The organism is Paenirhodobacter sp. YD-8, assembly GCF_056590935.1.
Window position 1 is genome coordinate 3,552,366 of the sequence record NZ_CM152649.1, and the last position, 19,611, is coordinate 3,571,976.

18 protein-coding genes are annotated in these 19,611 nt (G+C 69.4%); 8 read left to right on the plus strand and 10 right to left on the minus strand.

Features of this window, described 5'->3' with window-relative positions; all coding sequences use genetic code 11:
• Positions 1 to 4 precede the first annotated feature (4 nt).
• Both eutC and AC0QTQ_RS17250 read right to left on the minus strand, forming a co-directional pair.
• The gene (eutC, locus tag AC0QTQ_RS17245; protein ID WP_480257588.1) at positions 5 to 748 is read right to left on the minus strand and encodes an ethanolamine ammonia-lyase subunit EutC; all 744 of its coding nucleotides are present in this window, start codon (positions 746 to 748) and stop codon (positions 5 to 7) included.
• A gap of 11 nt (positions 749 to 759) precedes the next feature.
• The gene (locus AC0QTQ_RS17250) at positions 760 to 2,145 is read right to left on the minus strand and encodes an ethanolamine ammonia-lyase subunit EutB (RefSeq protein WP_480259246.1); all 1,386 of its coding nucleotides are present in this window, start codon (positions 2,143 to 2,145) and stop codon (positions 760 to 762) included.
• A 258-nt stretch (positions 2,146 to 2,403) separates the two neighbouring features.
• On the opposite strand from AC0QTQ_RS17250, the gene AC0QTQ_RS17255 reads away from it, so the two are divergent.
• Together AC0QTQ_RS17255 and AC0QTQ_RS17260 are read left to right on the plus strand one after the other, a co-directional pair.
• Positions 2,404 to 3,618, plus strand: a complete 1,215-nt coding sequence (locus AC0QTQ_RS17255; protein ID WP_480257589.1) for a GTP-binding protein — start codon at positions 2,404 to 2,406, stop codon at positions 3,616 to 3,618.
• A gap of 122 nt (positions 3,619 to 3,740) precedes the next feature.
• Positions 3,741 to 4,127 (plus strand): response regulator, encoded by a 387-nt coding sequence (locus tag AC0QTQ_RS17260; RefSeq protein WP_480257590.1) that lies wholly within the window; start codon positions 3,741 to 3,743, stop codon positions 4,125 to 4,127.
• Between the two features lie 2 nt (positions 4,128 to 4,129).
• Here the strand turns inward: AC0QTQ_RS17260 and cls are convergent, their stop codons facing one another.
• The 5 genes from cls to AC0QTQ_RS17285 all read right to left on the minus strand — a co-directional run bounded on the left by cls (position 4,130) and on the right by AC0QTQ_RS17285 (position 9,057).
• The gene (cls, locus tag AC0QTQ_RS17265) at positions 4,130 to 5,560 is read right to left on the minus strand and encodes a cardiolipin synthase (RefSeq protein WP_480257591.1); all 1,431 of its coding nucleotides are present in this window, start codon (positions 5,558 to 5,560) and stop codon (positions 4,130 to 4,132) included.
• 25 nt (positions 5,561 to 5,585) lie between these two features.
• On the minus strand, positions 5,586 to 5,924 hold the full coding sequence (locus AC0QTQ_RS17270) for a chaperone modulator CbpM (RefSeq protein WP_183077588.1): 339 nt from the start codon (positions 5,922 to 5,924) through the stop codon (positions 5,586 to 5,588).
• The gene (locus AC0QTQ_RS17275) at positions 5,924 to 6,877 is read right to left on the minus strand and encodes a DnaJ C-terminal domain-containing protein (RefSeq protein WP_480257592.1); all 954 of its coding nucleotides are present in this window, start codon (positions 6,875 to 6,877) and stop codon (positions 5,924 to 5,926) included. Before AC0QTQ_RS17275 ends, AC0QTQ_RS17270 begins: the two co-directional genes overlap by 1 nt.
• 159 nt (positions 6,878 to 7,036) lie before the next feature.
• Complete coding sequence (locus AC0QTQ_RS17280; protein WP_480257593.1) at positions 7,037 to 7,597, minus strand: NADPH-dependent FMN reductase; 561 nt, start codon at positions 7,595 to 7,597, stop codon at positions 7,037 to 7,039.
• 32 nt (positions 7,598 to 7,629) lie between these two features.
• Positions 7,630 to 9,057: an MATE family efflux transporter gene (locus AC0QTQ_RS17285; RefSeq protein ID WP_480257594.1), complete on the minus strand. Its 1,428-nt coding sequence runs from the start codon at positions 9,055 to 9,057 to the stop codon at positions 7,630 to 7,632.
• 243 nt (positions 9,058 to 9,300) lie between these two features.
• On the opposite strand from AC0QTQ_RS17285, the gene AC0QTQ_RS17290 reads away from it, so the two are divergent.
• The 6 genes from AC0QTQ_RS17290 to cydX all read left to right on the plus strand — a co-directional run bounded on the left by AC0QTQ_RS17290 (position 9,301) and on the right by cydX (position 16,475).
• Positions 9,301 to 10,389: an HlyD family secretion protein gene (locus tag AC0QTQ_RS17290; RefSeq protein WP_480257595.1), complete on the plus strand. Its 1,089-nt coding sequence runs from the start codon at positions 9,301 to 9,303 to the stop codon at positions 10,387 to 10,389.
• Positions 10,386 to 11,936: a DHA2 family efflux MFS transporter permease subunit gene (locus tag AC0QTQ_RS17295; RefSeq protein ID WP_480257596.1), complete on the plus strand. Its 1,551-nt coding sequence runs from the start codon at positions 10,386 to 10,388 to the stop codon at positions 11,934 to 11,936. The genes AC0QTQ_RS17290 and AC0QTQ_RS17295 overlap by 4 nt, the downstream gene beginning before the upstream one ends.
• Before the next feature lie 9 nt (positions 11,937 to 11,945).
• Positions 11,946 to 13,424: an efflux transporter outer membrane subunit gene (locus AC0QTQ_RS17300; protein WP_480257597.1), complete on the plus strand. Its 1,479-nt coding sequence runs from the start codon at positions 11,946 to 11,948 to the stop codon at positions 13,422 to 13,424.
• 144 nt (positions 13,425 to 13,568) lie between these two features.
• On the plus strand, positions 13,569 to 15,173 hold the full coding sequence (locus AC0QTQ_RS17305) for a cytochrome ubiquinol oxidase subunit I (protein ID WP_480257598.1): 1,605 nt from the start codon (positions 13,569 to 13,571) through the stop codon (positions 15,171 to 15,173).
• A gap of 6 nt (positions 15,174 to 15,179) precedes the next feature.
• Complete coding sequence (gene cydB / locus AC0QTQ_RS17310; protein ID WP_480257599.1) at positions 15,180 to 16,337, plus strand: cytochrome d ubiquinol oxidase subunit II; 1,158 nt, start codon at positions 15,180 to 15,182, stop codon at positions 16,335 to 16,337.
• 15 nt (positions 16,338 to 16,352) lie between these two features.
• Positions 16,353 to 16,475 (plus strand): cytochrome bd-I oxidase subunit CydX, encoded by a 123-nt coding sequence (cydX, locus tag AC0QTQ_RS17315; protein WP_113901938.1) that lies wholly within the window; start codon positions 16,353 to 16,355, stop codon positions 16,473 to 16,475.
• Between the two features lie 105 nt (positions 16,476 to 16,580).
• On the opposite strand, the gene AC0QTQ_RS17320 is transcribed toward cydX, so the two are convergent.
• From AC0QTQ_RS17320 to AC0QTQ_RS17330, 3 genes are all read right to left on the minus strand, one after another.
• Positions 16,581 to 17,132 (minus strand): response regulator transcription factor, encoded by a 552-nt coding sequence (locus AC0QTQ_RS17320; protein ID WP_480257600.1) that lies wholly within the window; start codon positions 17,130 to 17,132, stop codon positions 16,581 to 16,583.
• Entirely contained in the window at positions 17,129 to 18,397 is a 1,269-nt protein-coding gene (locus tag AC0QTQ_RS17325) for an ATP-binding protein (RefSeq protein WP_480257601.1), read from the minus strand. Before AC0QTQ_RS17325 ends, AC0QTQ_RS17320 begins: the two co-directional genes overlap by 4 nt.
• 137 nt (positions 18,398 to 18,534) lie before the next feature.
• Entirely contained in the window at positions 18,535 to 19,563 is a 1,029-nt protein-coding gene (locus tag AC0QTQ_RS17330) for an NAD-dependent epimerase/dehydratase family protein (protein WP_480257602.1), read from the minus strand.
• Positions 19,564 to 19,611: the final 48 nt, after the last annotated feature.

Genomic DNA, 19,611 nt, shown 5'->3' on the forward strand with positions numbered 1-19,611 from the left:
GGCCTCAGTCCGCCTGCAGGGCCGCTGCGCTGCCGCTTTCGTCCTTCAGCGCAACGCCGGTCGCGCCGAGCTGACGCGCGGCACCGACAAGCCAGGCAAGGCGATCGGCCGCGGCCTCCGGGCCAAGGCCGCCATGGCCATGGATGTTCGACACGCAATTGCGCGCGCTGTCGCGCAGCCCCGCCCGCGGCGCCAACGTCAGATAGGCGCCCAGGCTGTCCGCCACCGTCAGCCCCGGCCGCTCGCCGATCAGCATCAGCACCATCCCGGCGCCGGTCGCCGCTCCGATCGCGTCGCCAAGCGCCACCCGTGCCCCCTCGGCCAGGATCACCGGCACCTCGGCCAGCTCGGGCAGCCGCGCAACCAGCGCCGCGACCAGCGCCGCCGCATTCGCCTCGACCCCGCGCGCCGACAGCCCGTCGCCGATCACGATCAGCAGCGGGCAGTCGAGCCGCGGCAGATCCGTCCCCGCGGCCAGCTGCCGGCCAAGATCCGGGCGGCGCAGATAGACCGCCCGCTCGGTCGCCGCACTCGCCACCCGCAGCGTGGCCAGCGGCGCCAGCGCCCGCGCCAGCGCATCCCAACCGACACGGCCGTGGATCGCGTCGCGCGCCGCGGCATGATCTTCCTGAAAGGCCATCAGATCGGCCAGCGGCACCGGCCGCGCCGACGCATCCAGCCGCACCCGCGCCGGCGTCAGCCGCGCCAGCGCCTCGAAAACCGCAACCTTCCCGCGCGCCTTGTCCATCGCATCCCCCGTCATGCCGTCAGCCCCAGACGCCGCGCCATTCCCGCCGGATCGGGCAGCGCCCGCGTCGTGCCCCCCTCGCGCGCCAGCCCGAACCGATCGAGCCAGGCCTCGAACTCGGGCGCCGCCTTGCGCCCGCTCAGCTCGCGCAGATAGGCAATGTCGTCGAAGGCAAGGCTCTGGTAGCCAAGCATCACGTCATCCGCCCCCGGCACGGTGATCAGGAAGTTCACCCCCGCGTCGACCAGCAGCGTGGCGAGCGTGTCCATGTCGTCCTGATCGGCCTCGACATGGTTCGTGTAGCACACGTCCACCCCCATCGGCAGGCCGAGCAGCTTGCCGCAGAAATGATCCTCGAGCCCGGCACGGATGATCTGCTTGCCGTCATAGAGGTATTCGGGCCCGATGAAGCCCACCACGGTGTTGACCAGAAGCGGCGGGAAGGCCCGCGCCACGGCATAGGCCCGCGCCTCGAGCGTCTGCTGATCGACGCCGTGATGGGCCCCCGCCGACAGCGCCGCGCCCTGCCCGGTCTCGAAATACATCACGTTCTGCCCGATCGTGCCGCGCCCGGCGGCAAGCCCCGCCTCCTGCGCCTCGCGCAGGATCGACAGGTTGACGCCAAAGCCGTCGTTCGCCGCCTCGGTGCCCGCGACCGACTGGAAGATCAGATCGACCGGCGCCCCGGCCTCAAGGAGCTGCACCGAATTCGTGACATGGGTCAGCACGCAATTCTGGGTGGGGATGTCGAAGCTCTGCCGCAGCTCGTCGAGCGCCACCAGCAGGTCGTGGCAATTGCCGAGGTTGTCGGAGGCCGGGTTGATGCCGATCACCGCATCGCCCGCGCCATGCAGCAGCCCGTCGAGGATCGACACCGCGATCCCCTTCGGGTCGTCGGCCGGATGGTTCGGCTGCAACCGGGTCGAAAGCGTGCCGCGCGCGCCCAGCGTGTTGCGAAACGCCGTCACCACCTCGCATTTGCGCGCGACGCGGATCAGGTCCTGGTTGCGCATCAGCTTCGAGACCGCCGCGACCATCTCCGGGGTGAAGCCGGGCGCGGCGGCGCGCAGGGTCTCGGCCGTCGCCGCGGGCGAAAGCAGCCAGTCGCGCAGCTCGCCCACCGTCATCGAGCGGAACGGCGCGAAGGCGGCCGCGTCATGCGTGTCGAGGATCAGCCGCGTGACCTCGTCGACCTCATAGGGCACCAGCGCCTCGGTCAGGAAGGTCGCAAGCGGCAGATCCATCAGCACCCGCCGCGCCGCGACCCGCTCGAGCGCGCTTGTCGCCGCGATCCCCGCCAGCGCATCGCCCGACCGCTCCGGCGTTGCCGCCGCCATCACCGCGGCCAGCGTGCCGAAACGGAACCGCTCTCCCCGTGCCGTCGCCTGATATCCCATCACCGCCTCGTGCCGTTCGGGGACGCGCCGCGGCACGTCCGTTTCCGTCTTCTCTCTAGGGGCCGCGCCCGCGGATGGCGAGGGCCGGGCGGGCAAGCGCACCCCATGCTCCCCAAGAATGCCGCGAGTTTCATCACCTTGCAAAGGGGCGCGCAGCGGTTGCGCGCCGCGGGAATGCGCCCCGGCCCACAAGGGCAGGATTGCGTCTTCGGCCGGCGCGATGTAATTACGTTATATCATAACATTCATGAGGCCCCCATGACCCGCCCCAGCGACCCCCGCCTTCCCGTCACCGTGCTTTCGGGCTTCCTCGGCGCCGGCAAGACTACGCTTCTGAACCACGTGCTGAACAACCGCGAGGGCCGGCGCGTGGCGGTCATCGTCAACGACATGTCCGAGGTGAACATCGACGCCGATCTGGTGCGCGACGGCACCACGCTCGACCGCGCCGAGGAGAAGCTGGTCGAGATGACGAACGGCTGCATCTGCTGCACCCTGCGCGACGACCTGTTGCAGGGCGTGCGCAAGCTGGCCGAAGAGGGCCGCTTCGATTACCTGCTGATCGAGGGCACCGGCATCGCCGAGCCGCTGCCCGTCGCCGCGACCTTCGACTTCCGCGACGAAGCGGGCGAGAGCCTGTCGGATGTCGCGCGGCTCGACACGATGGTGACGGTGGTCGATGCGATCAACCTGACGCGCGACTTTTCCAGCGCCGATTTCCTCTCCGACCGCGGCGAAAGCCTGGGCGAGGGCGACACGCGCACGCTGGTCGACCTGCTGACCGAGCAGATCGAGTTTGCCGATGTCGTGGTGCTGAACAAGGTCAGCGACGCCGGCCCCGCGCGGCGCCAAGCGGCGCGCAAGATCGTCAAGGCGCTGAACCCCGATGCGAAGCTGATCGAGACGGATTTCAGCGCCGTCGCGCCCGACGAGATCCTGAACACCGGGCGCTTCGATTTCGACACCGCCTCCGAGCATCCGCTCTGGGCGAAGGAGCTGTATGGCTTTGCCGAACACGTGCCCGAGACCGAGGAATACGGCATTTCCTCTTTCGTCTACCGCGCCCGCCTGCCCTTCGACCCGGGCCGCATCCACGCGGTGCTGACCGGCGATCTGCCCGGCGTCATCCGCGCGAAGGGACATTTCTGGGTGGCGACGCGGCCGGACTGGGCGGCGGAGTTCTCGCTCGCCGGGGCCGCGGCGACCGTGCGCCCGCTTGGCCAGTGGTGGGCCGCCGTCCCGCGTGACCGCCGCCCCGCCCATCCCGAAGCCCGTGCCGAGATTGCCCGGAACTGGGTCGAGCCCTGGGGCGACCGGCGTCAGGAACTGGTGTTCATCGGCGCCGGGCTCGACCGGGCGGCGATCACCGCGGCACTGGATGCGGCGCTGCTGCCGACCGAGTTCTTCCTGCCCGAGGCCTGGGTCGATCTGGCCGACCCCTTCCCCGCCTGGGACCATCGCCGCGCCGGCTGAGCTGCGCCGGTTCCGCGGCGGCGGCGATTGCCTTCCGCGGCGGAACCGGCTTAACATGGTTATTGGTTTTCAGACGCGCGCCGCACGGCGTGTGATCGAATGGAATGGGGAGACGCTGGGGCATGGCAGATCTGCGCGAGATCATGCATATCGAGGACGACGCCGATATCCGGCAGATTGCGCGGATGTCGCTCGAACTCGTCGGCGGCTTCTCGGTGAACCAGTTCGAGGGCGGCCAGCCCGCACTTGACGCGGCCCCCACGCTCAAGCCCGATCTGATCCTTCTCGACGTGATGATGCCCGACATGGATGGCGAGGAAACCTTCCACCGCCTGCGCGAAATCCCGGGCTACGAGGCGGTGCCGATCATCTTCGTCACCGCCAAGGCCTCGCGTGCCGATTTCGACCGGCTGCGCGAGATCGGCGCGGCCGAGGTGATCCTGAAGCCCTTCGACCCGATGTCGCTGCCCGACCAGATCCGCGAGATCTGGGCCCGCGTCACCGCCTGAGATCACAGGATCGGCGCGAAAAGCCGGGCGACCGGGGCGGCCAGCCGCACGAAGAGCGGCGCGCCGGCGAGCGGCCCCTGCCACAGCGGCGCCGCCTCAAAGTCGCGCTCCAGCATCCGCGCCACCTGCCCGGCCGTGGCCGGATCGAAGACCACGGCGCTCGCCTCGAAGTTCAGCCGGCAGGACCGGCTGTCGAGGTTGTGGCTGCCGATCGCGGCAATCTCGTCATCGATCAGCACCACCTTCTGGTGCATGAAGCCCGCGTCATAGCGGTGCACCCGCACGCCCGAGCCGCGCATCTCCTCGAGAAAGGCGAAGCCCGCCAGCCAGACCAGCCAATGGTCCCGCCGCCCCGCCATCAGCACCCTCACGTCGACACCGCGCAGCGCGGCCAGCCGCAGCGCCTGGCGCAGCCCTGTATCCGGAGTGAAATAGGGCGAGGCGATCCACAACCTCTTGCGGGCCGCGGTGATCGCCTGCGCGAAATAGAGCGTGCCGGTCTCCTGCGCATCCGAGGGGCCCGAGGCGAGCACAAGCGCCTGAACGCCCTCGGGCACATCGCGCGGGGTCCAGTCGAGCGCCGGCAGCTCGCCGGTCGCCCAGTGCCAGTCCTCGGCGAAGTGGAGCTGCAGCTGCGCCACCGCGCCGCCCTCGATCCGCACCATCGTGTCGCGCCAGGGGCCAAGCCGCGGGTTGCGACCGACATATTCGTCGCCGATGTTGTAGCCGCCGGTGAAGGCCACCTCGCCGTCGATCACCGCGATCTTGCGGTGATTGCGGAAGTTCACCCGCAGCGGCGCAAGGGCGCGCGGCGGGTGGCGGGCGTGGAAGTTGGTGATCTCGACCCCGGCCTCGCGCATCCGCGCGACATAGCTGCGGTGCAGCCCATAGCTGCCGAAGGGATCGTAAAGCACGCAGACCCGCACCCCCTCGCGCGCCTTGGCGATCAGCGCCTCCTGCAGCGCCCGGCCAAGGCCGTCGTCGCGCAGGATGTAGGTCTCGATCAGCACATAGCGGCGCGCGGCGCGAATCGCGGCAAAGAGGGTCTCGAACACCTCGGCGCCATCGGTCAGCAGCGCGACACGGTTGCCCGAGGCGGCGGCGCGCCCGGCGATCGCCTCGAAACCGGCGCGGATGCCCTGCGTCTCGGGGGCAAGCACGGGCGGCGGCGGCGCGGCCTGCGGCGCCTCGGCCACGCGGGCGGCCAGTTCCGACAGCTGGCGGGCGCGGATCATCGCCGGATAGCGGAAATCGCCGAAGATCAGATAGGCCGGCACGCCGACATAGGGCAGCGCCAGCAGGAACACCGTCCAGCCCACCGCGCCCTGCGGCGTGCGGGCAAAGCGCATTGCCCGGAAAGCGAGCAGGAAAGCCGAGCCGTGCAGGGCCAGCAGCCCCGCCGTGACCAGAAAGGCGAGGGCCTCGCCGTTCATCCGCCCGCCCTGCCCGGGCCGCGGCTCATGCCACCCCGTCGCCGTGCAGCGCGCGCAGCCGCGCAATCACCGCGTCGCAGACCGCAGGCCCCTCGGCGCCCAGCGCGGCATCGAGGGCACGGATGCGCCGGCGCAGCGCGCTGACCTCGTCGATCAGGCCGAGGATCAGCGGCACCGCCTCGTCGTTGACCTCCATGTCCTCGGTCAGCTCGACGATCAGGCGCAGCCGCGCAAGGTCGGTCTCGTCATAGGCGGGGCCGGCCTCGGACAGGCGCGGCCGCACCCAGGACCGGGTGACGCACAGGGTGAGGCGTTCGGCGCTGAGCCGCCCGATCCGGTCGAGGAGTTCGGCTTCGGTCATCATCAGCGCTCTCCCTTCCATCCGGCGCGGGGATCATAGTGATGCTTCGCCCGCCAGGCCTTGACCGCCTCGGCGAGCGCCGCGTCCTCGTCCTCGGGCAGCACGATCTTCAGCGTGATGCGCAGATCGCCCGGCGTGCCATGGGCGCGCTGCACGCCCTTGCCGCGCAGCCGCATCACCCGGCCCGAGCTTGAATGCGCCGGCACCTTCAGCTTGACGCGCCCGCCCGGCACCGGCACCTCGACCGGCCCGCCCAGCACCGCCTCGTCGATCGAGATCGGCAGCTCCATCACCACGTCGTCGCCGTCACGGCTGAAGACCGGATCGGGCGCGACCGAGATCCGCACCAGCGCATCGCCCGCCGGCCCGCCGTTCGCGCCGGGCCCGCCGCGGCCGGCAAGACGCAGGCTCTGGCCGTCCTCGATCCCCGCCGGGATCGTCAGCTCGACGCGGCCGACCTCGGGCAGGGTCACCGTCTTCTTCGCGCCGGTGACCGTGTCGAGGAAGCCGACCTCGAGGTGGAAATGCAGGTCCTGACCGCGCATCTTCATCTGCTCGAACCCTCCGCCGGCACCGCCGAAGCCCCGCCCCGCGCCACCCTGCGCACGGAAGGCGCGCGAGAAGATGTCGCCGAGGTCGTCGAAGCCGCCCTCGAATTCATAGCGCTGCGACGGATCATGTTCCGCATAGGAGCGGTAATATTGCCGCTGCGGCTTTTCCTGCCCGCTCGCGTCGATCTCGCCCGCGTCATAGCGGCGCTTCTTCTCGGCATCGCGCAGCAGGTCGTAGGCCGCCGACACCTCCTTGAAGCGGTCGGCCTTCTTCGGGTCGCCGCCGGTCAGGTCGGGGTGCAGCTCCTTCGCGAGCTTGCGATAGGCTTTCTTGATCTCGGCTTCCGTGGCCATCTTCGCCACGCCGAGCACTTCATAGGGGTCTCTGACGCTTGTCTCTGCCATGGGGGTTCGTCCAATTCTGTCGCCTCAACAGGCGGTTGGGGCCAATATAGGCATCGCCCCCCCGGCCCTGCAACGTGCACGCGAAAATCGGGGCCGGAATTCCCGCCCGCGGCAGTCACCGGGAAGGCGGCAGGGAATGTCCCCTGCCGCCCGTGGCGCTCAGCGCAGCGGCTTCAGCGCGGCGGCCCATTTCGCCAGCTCGGCCACCATCGCATCGGCGCTGTCGAGATGCGGCTTCTCGGCCTCGAACACCCCGTCCTTGAGATGGCCGAAGACCATCGGGATCACCACCTGCTCGGGCACCGGCATCACCTTCAGCGTGGTCAGCATCGTCTTCGCCGTCTGCACCGAGCGCAGCCCGCCCGAGATCCCGCCATAGCTGACGAAACCCGCGGGTTTGTAGCCCCATTCGGAATAGAGGTAATCGACCGCATTCACGAAGGCCGGCGGCGCGGTGAAATTGTATTCCGGGATCACGAAGACGAAGGCGTCCGAGCCCTCGACGATCGCGCTCCAGCGCTTCGTGTGCTCCTGGGTGTATTTCTTCATCCGCGGATGGTTCGGCTCGTCGAGCAGCGGCAGGTTGACCTCGGCGAGGTCGGTCAGCACCACCTCGTCGAAGCCGCCCTTGTTCGCCACCGCATGGGCGAAGAACCAGTCCGCCACCGGCTTGCCGTTGCGGCCCGGGCGGGTCGAGCAGATCACCACGTTCAGTTTCATCGACATCTCCTGACAGTTGGGGAGGGAAAGGGTCAGTCGCGAGGGGGAGGTGCCCCCTCGCCCGTGCTTGCGGCCAGCGCCTCGGCGGTGCCGTCGAAGGCCATCACCGGCGCCTTGCGCCAGCCACCGTGCAGGTAAAGCAGGCTTGCCATCAGCAGCGTCGACAGCATCGAGGCCGGAAAGGACAGCCACAGCGCATCGGCGCCAAGCCAGCGCGACAGGCCGAAGGCAAAGCCGAGCCGCACCGGGTACATCGAGATGAACAGGATGATCAGCGGCCAGACCACCTGCCCGTTCGCCCGCACCGTGCCGAACAGCACCATGGTGAAGCCGAAGGCGACGAAGCCCCAGGTGGCGATGCGGCCGATGTGCTGGCCGATCGGGATGGCCGGGCTGCCGGTGCCGAGGAAGATCTCCATCGCCTGCCGGTCGGCCGCCATCAGCACCGCAACCAGCGTGCCGGTCAGCAGGAAGTTGAACAGCAGACCCGCGCGGGTGATCCGGCTGACCCGGTCCCAGCGGCCCGCGCCGATGTTCTGCGCCGCCATCGCGCTCACCGCCGCGCCAAGCGCCATCGCCGGCATCTGCACATAGGTCCACAGCTGCTGCGTCGCGCCGAAAGCCGCGGTGGTGTCGACGCCATGCGCGTTCACCAGGCTCAGCATCGTCAGCATCGAGGAGGAGACAACGATCATCTGCACGCCGATCGGCAGGCCCTTTTCGAGCAGCAGCTTCAGCACCGCGAGATCCGGACGCAACAGCCGCAGCTCGGCGCCGCGCAACCGCAACGGCAGGTCGCGCGCGTAGATGTAGGTCAGCATCCCGGCTAGGCTGATGACATTCGCCACCGCCGTCGCCAGGGCCGAACCGCCGATCCCCATCGCCGGGATGGGACCAAGGCCCAGGATGAAGACCGGGTTCAGCCCGATGTCGAGCACCACGGCGAGCGCCATGAAGATCAGCGGCGTCAGCGAGTCGCCCGAACCGCGCAGCGCCATCATCAGCATCGTCTGCATCAGGATCGCCGGCATCGCGACGAAGATCACCCGCAGGAAATCGAGCGCGAGCGGCGCGGTCTCGGCCGGAGTGCCCAGAAGCGCCAGCAGCTCGGGCGCGAAGATCCAGCCCAGCACCGCCACCGCGATCGCCACCGGCACGAAGGTGCCAAGCGCCGTGCCCACCACCTCGCGCGCGGCCTCGATGTCGCCGCGCCCGATCGACTGGCCGATCAGGATCGTCGCCGCCATGCCGAAGCCGAAGACGAAGGAGGTGAGCAGGAACATCACCAGATTGCCGTTCGTCGTGGCGGCAAGTGCATTCTCGCCCAGCAGCCGGCCGATCCAGACCGCGTCGATCGAGCCGTTCGCGGATTGCAGCACCGAGGAGCCGAGGGTGGGCAGGGCGAAGAGCAGAAGCGCGGCGTTGATCGGGCCGGTCGTCAGGGAATTGCGGGGGGGCATCCGGCACCTTTCACGAGAACAGACCCCGCAAGTGTAGGGCTTTCGTCCCTGTTGTCACCCATGTGGCCCGCGCCGTCCAGCGCACCGCGTGTCGCGCCGGGAACGCCGGGACACGCGACCCTACGTCACCGCCCGCACTGCGGCACTGCGGCGATCAAACCGTGGCGAGCCATCGGCCTGCGTGCTACGCAAGGGTGTATTCCCGGCCCCGCGCCGGGAGCGAAGGGATGGATTGACCCGGGGATGACCTTGCAAGACAGCACCGACAGCGGCACCGCCCCCGCCACCGAAGACTGGCGCAAGTATCGCGGCAAGCTGACGTTTCTGGCCCTTGCCGCGCTCGCCGCCACGCTCTGGTGGGGATACGGCTACTGGACCGAGGGCCGTTTCATCGAAGAGACGAACGACGCCTATCTGCAGGCCGACAAGGTGGCGATCGCGCCGAAACTTGGCGGCTATGTGGCCGAGGTGCTGGTCGCCCACAATGCCCGGGTCGCGAAGGACGCGGCCCTCGTGCGCATCGACGACGCCGATTACCGGGTCCAGCTTGCCCAAGCCGAGGCGCTGGTCGCGGCGGCCGGGGCCGATCTGAACCGCGCCGAGGCCGAGGCGACCCGCGCCGCCGCCGCCATCGCCCAGGCGAAGGCCGGCCGCGCCGCGGCCGAGGTCGATGCGGGCTTTGCCGAAAGCCAGATCGCCCGTTACACCCCGCTTGCGGCGACCGGCGCCGCCACCGCCGAACAGATGTCGCAACTGGCAAATGCGCGCGCCAAGGCCGCGGCGCAATTGCAGGTGGCGGACGCGCAGATCACCTCGGCCGAGGCCGCCGCCCGCACCGCCGCCGCCGCCATCGGCCAGGCAAAGGCCGCCATCGCCCAGGCCGAGGCCGCACGCGAGAAGGCCCGGCTCGATCTGAAGAACACCGTCGTGCGCGCGCCCTTCGCCGGCATCGTCGGCGACCGCACGGTGACGCCCGGCGCGCTTGTGGGCGCCGGCACGCAGCTGATGACGCTGATCCCCGAAGACCTCTACCTCGTCGCCAATTTCAAGGAGACGCAGGTCGGTGCGATGCGCCCGGGCCAGAGCGTCGAGATCGACGTCGACGCGCTGCCGGGCCATCCGCTCGCGGGCAAGATCGAAAGCCTCTCGCCCGGCACCGGCGCGCAATTCGCGCTGCTGCCGGCGCAGAACGCCACCGGCAACTTCACCAAGATCGTGCAGCGCGTGCCGGTGCGGATCGCGATCACCCCCGATCCGGCGGTGCAGGACCGGCTGCTGGCCGGCCTGTCGGTGACGGCGAAGGTCGACACTCGCAGCGGGGCCGCCGAATGAGCCTGACCGCGGGTCAGGCCGCCGCCCCGGCCCGGGCCGATGCGCAGGCCTGGCTGTCGGTCGCGGCGGGCACCATCGGCGCGCTGATGGCGACGCTCGACATCTCGATCACCAATGCCGCGCTGCCGGTGATCCAGGGCGAGATCGGCGCCAGCCCGACCGAGGCGACCTGGGTCTCCACCGCCTATCTGGTGGCCGAGATCGTGATGATCCCGCTCACCGGCTGGTTCAGCCGGATCTTCGGCATCCGCGATTTCCTGCTGCTCTCGACCGTGCTCTTCACCGCCTTCTCGGTGATGTGCGGGATGTCGTCGTCGCTGACGATGATGATCGTCGGGCGCATCGGGCAGGGCTTCTTCGGCGGCGCGATGATCCCGACCGCGCTCACCATCGTCTCGACCCGGCTGCCACCCGCGCAACAGCCGATCGGCATCGCGCTCTTCGGCATGACGGCGGTTCTGGGCCCGGTCGTCGGGCCGCTGCTCGGCGGCTGGCTGACTGAGCATGTGAGCTGGCATTACGCCTTCTTCCTGAACATCCCGGTCGGCGTCGGCCTTGTCGGGCTGCTGTTCTTCGGCCTGCACAAGGAACGGCTCAATCCCGCCGCCTTCTGGCGCGCCGACTGGCTGGGCATCTTCGGCCTGTCGCTGGCGCTTGGCGCGCTGACCGTGGTGCTTGAGGAAGGGCAGCGCGACATGTGGTTCGACTCGCCCCTGATCCGCGGGCTGAGCGCGGCGACGGTGCTCGGCCTGATTGCCCTCTTGATCGGGCAGAAACGCGCGGCCGAGCCGGTGATCGATCTCAGCATCCTGAAGGGGCGCGCCTTCTTCGGCGTCTTCGTGCTCAGCCTCAGCCTTGGCGCGGGGCTCTATGGCGTGCTCTACCTGATCCCGCAGTTCCTGGCCGCGGTGCCCGGCTACAACGCCCAGCAATCGGGGGTGATCGTGCTGATCTCGGGCGTGCCGACGATGATGATCATGCCGTTCTTCCCCTGGCTCGTGCGCCATCTCGACCTGCGCCTTGCCGTCGCCGGGGGGATGGCGCTCTTCGCCTGGGGCTGCTGGGTCGACATCACGCTGACCGCGCAATCCTCGGGCGATGACTTCACCCTGTCGCAGGTGCTGCGCGGCTTCGGTCAGGGCTTCGCGCTTTTGTTCCTCAATCAGGCCGCGGCCAGTTCCGTGCCGCCCGAGAAGGCCGAGGATGCCTCGGGCCTGTTCAACGCGGCGCGCAACCTCGGCGGTTCGGTCGGGCTGTCGATGATCGCCACCTTGCAGGACCGCCGCGGCTCGTTCCATGCCGAGCGTCTGGCCGAGGCGCTCCCCGCCGGCTCGCCGCAATTGCAGGGGCTGCTGCACGGCGATGGCGGCACGCCGCAGGCGCTCGCACTGAAGCTTCAGTTGGCCGCCCGCGTCATCACCGAACAGGCGCTGGTGATGACCTTCAACGACCTCTTCTACGTCTTCGCCCTGCTGCTTTTCGTCTGCATTCCGCTTGCCGTGCTGCTGCGGCCGTTGCCGAAGGGCGCCGGCCTCGCGATCCATTAGGTGCCCCCGATGCGTTCCCTGCCGCTTCTCCTCTGCCTTGCCGCCTGCGCCCCCCTCGGCCCCGACTATCAGGGCCCGCCGGTCGTGGCGAACCTCGCCGCGCGGTTCCAGCACGGGCAGCCGGCGACGGTGGCGGCCAATCCGCCGGCCGAGTGGTGGACGGGGTTCAACGATGCCGAACTGACCCGGCTGATCGCCCGCGCCCGCGCCGACAGCCCGGCGCTCGCGGTCGCCCGCGCCCGGCTCGCGCAGTCGCGCGCCGCCTATGCCGGGGCGGTCGCGAACCTGAACCCGGCGGGCGCGGTGCTGGGCGGGGCGCTCGACACCCGGATCGGCACCGGCGAGGCCGGGGGCAGCGTGCTGGTTCCCGGGCTGCCGCTGACCCTGCCCTCGGACGTCCAGAACGACATCTATTTCACCGGCTTCGATGCGAGTTGGGAGGCCGACCTTCTGGGCGGCAAGCGCCGCGCGGCCGAACGCGGCCGGGCCCAGGCCGAGGCCGCCGAAGCGGCCTTCGCCGATGCGCAGGTGCAGCTCGCCGCCGAGGTCGGGCGCGCCTATGTCGCGCTGCGCGGCGCGCAGGACGCGCTCGCCATCACCCGCCGCTCGGTCGCGCTGAAACAGCGCGGGCTGACGCTGAGCGAGGGCGCCGCGACGCAGGGCGTGACGAATGCGCTCGATATCGCCCGGCTGCGCGCCGATGCCGCCGCGACCGAGGCGCAGATCCCGCTGATCGAGGCGCAGGTCGACGCGCTGACGGCGCAGCTGGCGGTGCTGACCGGCACCACGCCCGCCGCGCTCGCCCCCGAGCTCGCCCGCCCCCGCGCCGTGCCGCGCCCGCCGCGCAAGGTGGCGATCGGCAACCCCGCCGACATGCTGCGCCGCCGCCCCGACATCCGCGAGGCCGAACGCAGGCTCGCCGCCTCGAGCGCCGCGATCGGCGAGACCGCCGCCAGCTTCTTTCCGAAGATCACCTTCATGGGCCTCGTCTCGACCGCCGGCGGCACGCCCGGCGCGGTGCTGCGCTCGGACGGGCTCGGCCTGGCCGTCGGCCCGGTGCTGCAATGGAACGCGCTCGATTTCGGCCGCAAGGATGCGGCGCTCGCGCAGGCGGCAGGCGTCCGTGACGAGGCGCTCGCGGGCTATCGCCAGACGGTGCTCGCCGCGCTTGCCGATGCCGAGGGATCGCTCTCGGCCTTCGAGAAGCGCCGCGCCTCGGTCGCGCGGCTGGCCACCGCCAGCGCCGAGGCCGCGAAGGCCACCGAACTTGCCGCGCAGATGACCGGCGCCGGCACGCTCTCGGTGATCGACCAGCTCGACATCCAGCGCGCCCAGCTGCAGATCGACCTGGCCCTCAGCCAGGGCCGGACGGAACTCGCCACCGCCTATATCGGCCTGAACAAGAGCCTCGGCCTCGGCTGGTCCCCCGCCCCGCCGCCGTTGCCCATGGCCGAGGTGGCGCAGGCGGCGATGGCAAAGGCCCCCTGAGCGCCCCGCCCCCTTTCCCCGCCCCTTGGACAATTTGCCCACCTGCGGCAAGGCGCAGGGGCGCAAGTCGCGCCGTTTTGACCATGATGCCCGCAGCTGCCGCCTCCCCCCGGGAGGGCGGCGCATCAGGTTGGAGAAAGACGGATGGACCTTGATATTGTGGAGCTGTCGCGACTTCAGTTTGCGATGACGGCTCTGTATCACTTCCTCTTCGTGCCGCTGACGCTGGGATTGTCGATCCTGGTTGCGATCATGGAGACGGTCTATGTGATGACCGGGCGGCCGATCTGGCGGCAGATGACGAAGTTCTGGGCGACGCTGTTCGGCATCAACTTCGTGCTCGGCGTGGCGACGGGCATCACCATGGAATTCCAGTTCGGCATGAACTGGAGCTATTACAGCCATTATGTCGGCGACATCTTCGGCGCGCCGCTCGCCATCGAGGGGCTGATGGCCTTCTTCATGGAGGCGACCTTCGTCGGGCTGATGTTCTTCGGCTGGGACAAGCTTTCCCGCGTCGGCCATCTCACCGTCACCTGGCTCGTCGCGATCGGCTCGAACTTCTCGGCGCTGTGGATCCTGATCGCCAATGGCTGGATGCAGAACCCGGTGGGCGCCGAGTTCAACCCGATGACCATGCGCATGGAGATGACCTCCTTCTTCGAGGTGCTGTTCAACGAGGTCGCGCAGGCGAAATTCGTCCATACCGTCTCGGCGGGCTATGTCACCGCCTCGATCTTCGTGCTTGGCGTCTCGGCCTGGTACATGCTGAAGGGGCGCCATCTGGAGCTTGCCCGCCGCTCGATCGCGGTGGCGGCGGCCTTCGGTCTCGCCTCGTCCTTCTCGGTGGTCATCCTCGGTGACGAGTCGGGTTACAACGCCTCGCTGAACCAGAAGATGAAGCTCGCCGCGATCGAGGCGATGTGGGAAACCGAACCCGCCCCCGCCTCCTTCACCCTCTTCGGCATCCCCGACCAGGCGGCGCGCGAGACCCATTACGCGGTCAAGATCCCCTTCGCGATGGGGCTTCTCGGCACCCGCTCGCTGACCGAGGAAATCCCCGGCATCGACCAGCTGGTGAGCCAGGCCGAGACCCGCGTGCGCTCGGGCATCCTCGCCTATGACGCGCTGATGCAGATCCGCGCGGCGAAGGGCAATGTCACGCCCGAGGAGACCGCCGCCTTCGAGGAACACTCGAAGGATCTGGGCTTTGCGTTCCTGCTCAAGCGCTATGTCGACGACCCGCGTCAGGCGACCGAGGCGCAGATCGTGCAGGCCGCGAATGACACCGTGCCCACGGTCTGGCCGATCTTCTGGTCGTTCCGGATCATGGTGGCGCTCGGCTTCTCCTTCATCGCGGTTCTGGGCTATTTCTTCGTGGTCTCGAACTTCAAGGGGATGCGCTATCCCCGCTGGGCGCTGCGGCTGGCCGTCATCGTCATCCCCGCGCCCTGGATCGCCGCCGAGCTCGGCTGGTTCACCGCCGAATTCGGCCGCCAGCCCTGGACGGTCGACGGCGTGCTGCCGACCGCGCTCTCGGTCAGCCATCTCTCGGTCGCTGATCTCGCGATCACCCTTGCGGGCTTCGTGCTCTTCTACACCGTGCTCTTCATCATCGAGATGGGGCTGATGGTGAAATACATCCGCAAGGGCCCCTATCAGGACGTCGCCGAGACCGAGGACTGGATGCGCCGCCACGAAGCGCGGCTGAAGACCTCGGACGATGCCGTCACCATGCCTGCGGAGTAAGACACCATGATTTTGCATGATCTGATCAGTCTCGATGTGCTGCGGGTGATCTGGTGGGGGCTCCTCGGCGTGCTGCTCATCGGCTTTGCCGCCACCGACGGCTTCGACATGGGCGTGGGGGCGCTGCTGCCCTTCGTCGCCAAGACCGATGACGAGCGCCGCGTCGTCATCAACACCGTCGGCCCGGTCTGGGAAGGCAACCAGGTGTGGTTCATCCTCGGCGGCGGCGCGATCTTCGCCGCCTGGCCGCCGCTTTACGCGGTCAGCTTCTCGGGCTTTTACCTGGCGATGTTCGCGGTGCTCGCGGCGCTGATCCTGCGCCCGGTGGGCTTCAAGTACCGCTCGAAGCGCGAGGGCCATGCCTGGCGCAACGGCTGGGACTGGGCGCTCTTCGTCGGCGGCGCGGTGCCGGCGCTGATCTTCGGCGTCGCCGTCGGCAATGTGCTGCAGGGCGTGCCGTTCCAGATCACCGAGGATCTGATGCCGCTCTACCCCGGCGCCTTCTATGCGAAGTTCCTCGGGTTGCTGAACCCCTTCGCGCTGCTCGCGGGCGTCGTCTCGCTGACCATGCTGCTGCTGCATGGCGCGGGCTGGCTGACGCTGAAGACCGAGGGCCCGGTGCAGCGCCGCGCGATCGCGATCGGTTCGGTCGCGGGCATCGTGGCGATCCTCGCCTATGCGCTCGCGGGCGTCTGGCTGGCTTACGGCATCCCGGGCTATGCGCTCACCTCCGAGGTCGCGGCGAACGGGCCCTCGAACCCGCTGCTGAGCACCGTTGCGCATCAGGGCTCCTGGCTTGCGGCCTATGCGCTGCGGCCCTGGATCGCGATCGCCCCGGGTCTGGGCATCGCCGGTATGGCGTTGGCGATCGTGGCGATGCGCAAGGCGAGCGGCGCGGCGCTGATCTTCTCGGGCCTCGCGATCCTTGGCGTGATCGCCTCGGTCGGGCTGACGATGTTCCCCTTCATCCTGCCCTCCTCGATCCAGCCCGACGCCTCGCTCACCGTCTGGGACGCCTCCTCCTCGCATCAGACGCTGTTCGTGATGCTGGTCGTCTCGGTGATCTTCGTGCCGATCATCCTTGCCTACACCGCCTGGGTCTACAAGGTCCTCTGGGGCAAGGTCACCGTCGCCGAAGTCACCGAAAACAAGAACGCCTACTGAGAAAGGACGCATCCCATGTGGTACTTCGCCTGGATCCTCGGCCTCCCCCTCGCTGCCCTCATCGCCGTCGCTAACGCAATGTGGCTCGAAATGCTCAACGATCGGAAGATGATCGGCGGTCACGACCCGAAGCCGTGACCCCACCCCCTTCGCGGCGGGGTCCAGCCGCCGCAAAGCCCTGACCGCGTCCCTTTGGTCTTGGGTTCACTCGCCGCCCGGGTCTCCTTACCCCGGGCGGCCTTTTCATTCCGCCTCGCCGCCCTCGCGCCGCGCCGCCAGCTTGCGCGCCAGCGTGCGCCGGTGCAGGCCGAGCCGCCGCGCCGCCTCGGAGATGTTGAAGTCGGCCTCGGCGAGGGTGCGCTGGATAAGCTCCCATTCCTGTTCGCGCAGCCCGGTCTGCGGCGCCTCGATCTCGGGCAGGGCCTCGCCCGCGCGATGGCCGAAGGCGGCCTCGATCTCGCGCGCGGTCGCGGGTTTCGCAAGGTATTGCGTGGCGCCGAGCTTGATCGCCTCGACCGCGGTCGAGATCGCGGCAAAGCCGGTCAGCACGACGATCCGGGTCTCCGGGTCGCGCGCGGCCAGCCCCTGCACGACACCAAGCCCCGAGCCCTCGGCGAGCTTCAGATCGACGATCGCATGGGTCGGCGGGTGGCGCCGCGCGGTCTCGAGCGCGCCCGCCTCGCGCGCGGCGACCTGCACCTGATAGCCGCGGCGCAGGAAGGATTCGGCAAGCGTCGCGGCAAGACGGGCGTCATCCTCGACGATCAGCAGGCGGCGGGGGGCGTCATCGGTCATGCAAGGTCTCCGTCGCGGTCGAGGCGCGGCAGGGTGATGCGGATCACCGCGCCCCTGTCGCTGTTGGCAAGCTCCATCCGCCCGCCGAGACGGGCAAGCGCATTGCGGGTGAGGAAGAGGCCAAGGCCGCGGCCGGCCTCGGGGCTGCCCGAGACGAAGGGCGCGCCGGGATGGTCGAGCACCGCGGCCGGAAAGCCCGGACCGCGGTCGGTCAGGGTGAAGACGACCTCCCCGGCGGTGACCGTCAGCGTGGCCGACAGCGTGCCCGGCGCCGCCGCCTCGGCATTGTCGAGCAGGTTGAGCGCCGCCGCCTCGAACATCGGTTCGGTCAGGAAGCGCGCCCGCGTGCCCGGAGCGATGGTGAGCGGCACCGGGGCGCGGTCGCGCGTTGTGCTCCACAGCGCGAGCAGGCGGCGGAATTCGGTCTCGGCGCAGGCCTCGGCGGCGGCCTCGAAACGCTCGCGGCCGGCGGCGCGCAGGGTACGGCTGACGATCTCGCGGCAGCGCTTCACCTCGGCGATCATCGCGCTCAGCGCCGCGCCGCGGTCGGGTTCGTCGGGCAGGCCGAGATCGGCCCAGTCGTCGAGGGTGACGGCAAGCGTGGTCAGCGGCGTGCCGAGCTCGTGCGCCATGCCCGAGGCCAGAAGGCCAAGCCCCACCAGCTGATCGGCCTCGGCGCGTTCGCGGCGCAACGCCTCGATCGCGGCGGCGCGGGCGGCGAGATTCGCGCGCAGGCGCAGGGTGAACCAGCTGAGGATGGTCGAGGCGAGGATGAAGGCGAGGAAGATCGCCCCGCCACCGCGCCCGGACGATGCGGGCAGCAACGTCAGCCCCCAGACGCAGGCATTGGCGAGCAGGTAGATCGGCAAGGCCCGCGACGGGGCACAGAGCGACACCGCCAGCATCACCGGCACCAGCAGCAGCAGCGTGAAGGGGTTCTGCGCACCGCCGGACAGCGCCAGCAGCACCGTGCCGGCGAGCGTGTCGAAGCCGAGCTGCGCGGCAATCACCCAGTCGGGCACCGGCGGCCCCTTCGGCCGCAGCGACAGCGCGGTGAGCAGGTTGAAGGCGACAAGCAGCGCCGAGACCGTGGCCATCTCGCCGCGCGGCAGGTCGATGCCCAGCACCTGCGCAGCATAGACGGTGGCGGCGAACTGGCTGGCGATCGCCACCCAGCGGATCTGCACCAGCAGCCAGGCAGTGTCATGCGCGGCAACGTGATCTGGATCGGGCCGCTGCGGAGCGGCGGGCGGAACCGGCGTCATCGCCTCTCCCTCGGGATGGCCCCCGCAGCCGGAGGCGGACAGCGGCGCGGCAGCCCTGCCCCCGCACCAGCCCGAGACTTGACCGATATGTCCGGCCGGCGCAACCGCCCGCAATGCCGCAGCGGCGCGGGCCGAGCTCAGACCTGATAATAGTCGCGATACCAGTCGACGAAGGCCTTCACCCCCTCGGGCACCCGGGTCCTGGGATGATAGCCGGTCAGCGACTGCAGCAGCGTGGTATCGGCCCAGGTCGCGGGCACGTCCCCCGCCTGCATCGGCATCAGGTTGCGCTCGGCCACGCGGCCCGTCGCCGTCTCGATCGCGGCGATGTAATCGGTCAGCTGCACCGGCTCGGAATTGCCGATATTGACGACGCGCCAGGGCGCCACCGGCGACAGGCTGTCGCCCTCGGCCACGACGCCGTCCTCGGGCCGCACCGGCACCGCGTCGATCAGCAGGCGGATCGCCTCGACCAGATCGGTGACATAGGTGAAGTCGCGCTTCATGTCGCCGTAATTGTAGACGTCGATCGGGCGGCCCTCGAGGATCGCCTTGGTGAACTTGAACAGCGCCATGTCCGGCCGGCCCCAGGGGCCATAGACGGTGAAGAAGCGGAACATGGTGACCGGCAGGCCGAAGAGATGGGCATAGGAATGCGCCATCGCCTCGGTCGCCTTCTTCGTCGCGGCATAGAAGGACATCTGGTGATCGGCCTTCATCACCTCGCGATAGGGCATCTCGGTGTTCGCGCCATAGGCCGAGGAGGTGGAAGCAAGCAGCATATGCGCCGGCGGGAAGGCGCGCGCGGCCTCGAGGATCTCGAAGGTGCCGACGATGTTGCTTTCGAGATAGGAGCGCGGGTTCTCGATCGAGTAGCGCACACCCGCCTGCGCGGCGAGATGCACCACCACATCGGGGCGGTGTTCCCCGAACAGGCGCATCATCAGGCCGGGGGTCTCGACGCTGTCATTGACCACCGAGAAGCCCGCATTCTGCGCCAGCATCGCCTGCCGGCGTTCCTTCAGCGAGACGTCGTAGTAATCCGACAGGTTGTCGAGGCCGACCACCCGCCAGCCCTCGTCGAGCAGCCGCCGGCACAGGTGGAAACCGATGAAGCCGGACGAGCCGGTGACGAGCGCGGTGCGGGGAGAAAGGGCAGCGGACATGAAACCTCCGGACAGAATACGCCCTTCAGTAACGCCTGCGCGCGGCTC

Bases quoted from the DNA above. Each gene is read 5' to 3' on its own strand.
- eutC (WP_480257588.1), bottom strand. From the start codon at position 748: ATGGACAAGGCGCGCGGGAAGGTTGCGGTTTTCGAGGCGCTGGCGCGG.
- AC0QTQ_RS17250 (WP_480259246.1), bottom strand. From the start codon at position 2,145: ATGGGATATCAGGCGACGGCACGGGGAGAGCGGTTCCGTTTCGGCACG.
- AC0QTQ_RS17255 (WP_480257589.1), top strand. From the start codon at position 2,404: ATGACCCGCCCCAGCGACCCCCGCCTTCCCGTCACCGTGCTTTCGGGC.
- AC0QTQ_RS17260 (WP_480257590.1), top strand. From the start codon at position 3,741: ATGGCAGATCTGCGCGAGATCATGCATATCGAGGACGACGCCGATATC.
- cls (WP_480257591.1), bottom strand. From the start codon at position 5,560: ATGAACGGCGAGGCCCTCGCCTTTCTGGTCACGGCGGGGCTGCTGGCC.
- AC0QTQ_RS17270 (WP_183077588.1), bottom strand. From the start codon at position 5,924: ATGATGACCGAAGCCGAACTCCTCGACCGGATCGGGCGGCTCAGCGCC.
- AC0QTQ_RS17275 (WP_480257592.1), bottom strand. From the start codon at position 6,877: ATGGCAGAGACAAGCGTCAGAGACCCCTATGAAGTGCTCGGCGTGGCG.
- AC0QTQ_RS17280 (WP_480257593.1), bottom strand. From the start codon at position 7,597: ATGAAACTGAACGTGGTGATCTGCTCGACCCGCCCGGGCCGCAACGGC.
- AC0QTQ_RS17285 (WP_480257594.1), bottom strand. From the start codon at position 9,057: ATGCCCCCCCGCAATTCCCTGACGACCGGCCCGATCAACGCCGCGCTT.
- AC0QTQ_RS17290 (WP_480257595.1), top strand. From the start codon at position 9,301: ATGACCTTGCAAGACAGCACCGACAGCGGCACCGCCCCCGCCACCGAA.
- AC0QTQ_RS17295 (WP_480257596.1), top strand. From the start codon at position 10,386: ATGAGCCTGACCGCGGGTCAGGCCGCCGCCCCGGCCCGGGCCGATGCG.
- AC0QTQ_RS17300 (WP_480257597.1), top strand. From the start codon at position 11,946: ATGCGTTCCCTGCCGCTTCTCCTCTGCCTTGCCGCCTGCGCCCCCCTC.
- AC0QTQ_RS17305 (WP_480257598.1), top strand. From the start codon at position 13,569: ATGGACCTTGATATTGTGGAGCTGTCGCGACTTCAGTTTGCGATGACG.
- cydB (WP_480257599.1), top strand. From the start codon at position 15,180: ATGATTTTGCATGATCTGATCAGTCTCGATGTGCTGCGGGTGATCTGG.
- cydX (WP_113901938.1), top strand. From the start codon at position 16,353: ATGTGGTACTTCGCCTGGATCCTCGGCCTCCCCCTCGCTGCCCTCATC.
- AC0QTQ_RS17320 (WP_480257600.1), bottom strand. From the start codon at position 17,132: ATGACCGATGACGCCCCCCGCCGCCTGCTGATCGTCGAGGATGACGCC.
- AC0QTQ_RS17325 (WP_480257601.1), bottom strand. From the start codon at position 18,397: ATGACGCCGGTTCCGCCCGCCGCTCCGCAGCGGCCCGATCCAGATCAC.
- AC0QTQ_RS17330 (WP_480257602.1), bottom strand. From the start codon at position 19,563: ATGTCCGCTGCCCTTTCTCCCCGCACCGCGCTCGTCACCGGCTCGTCC.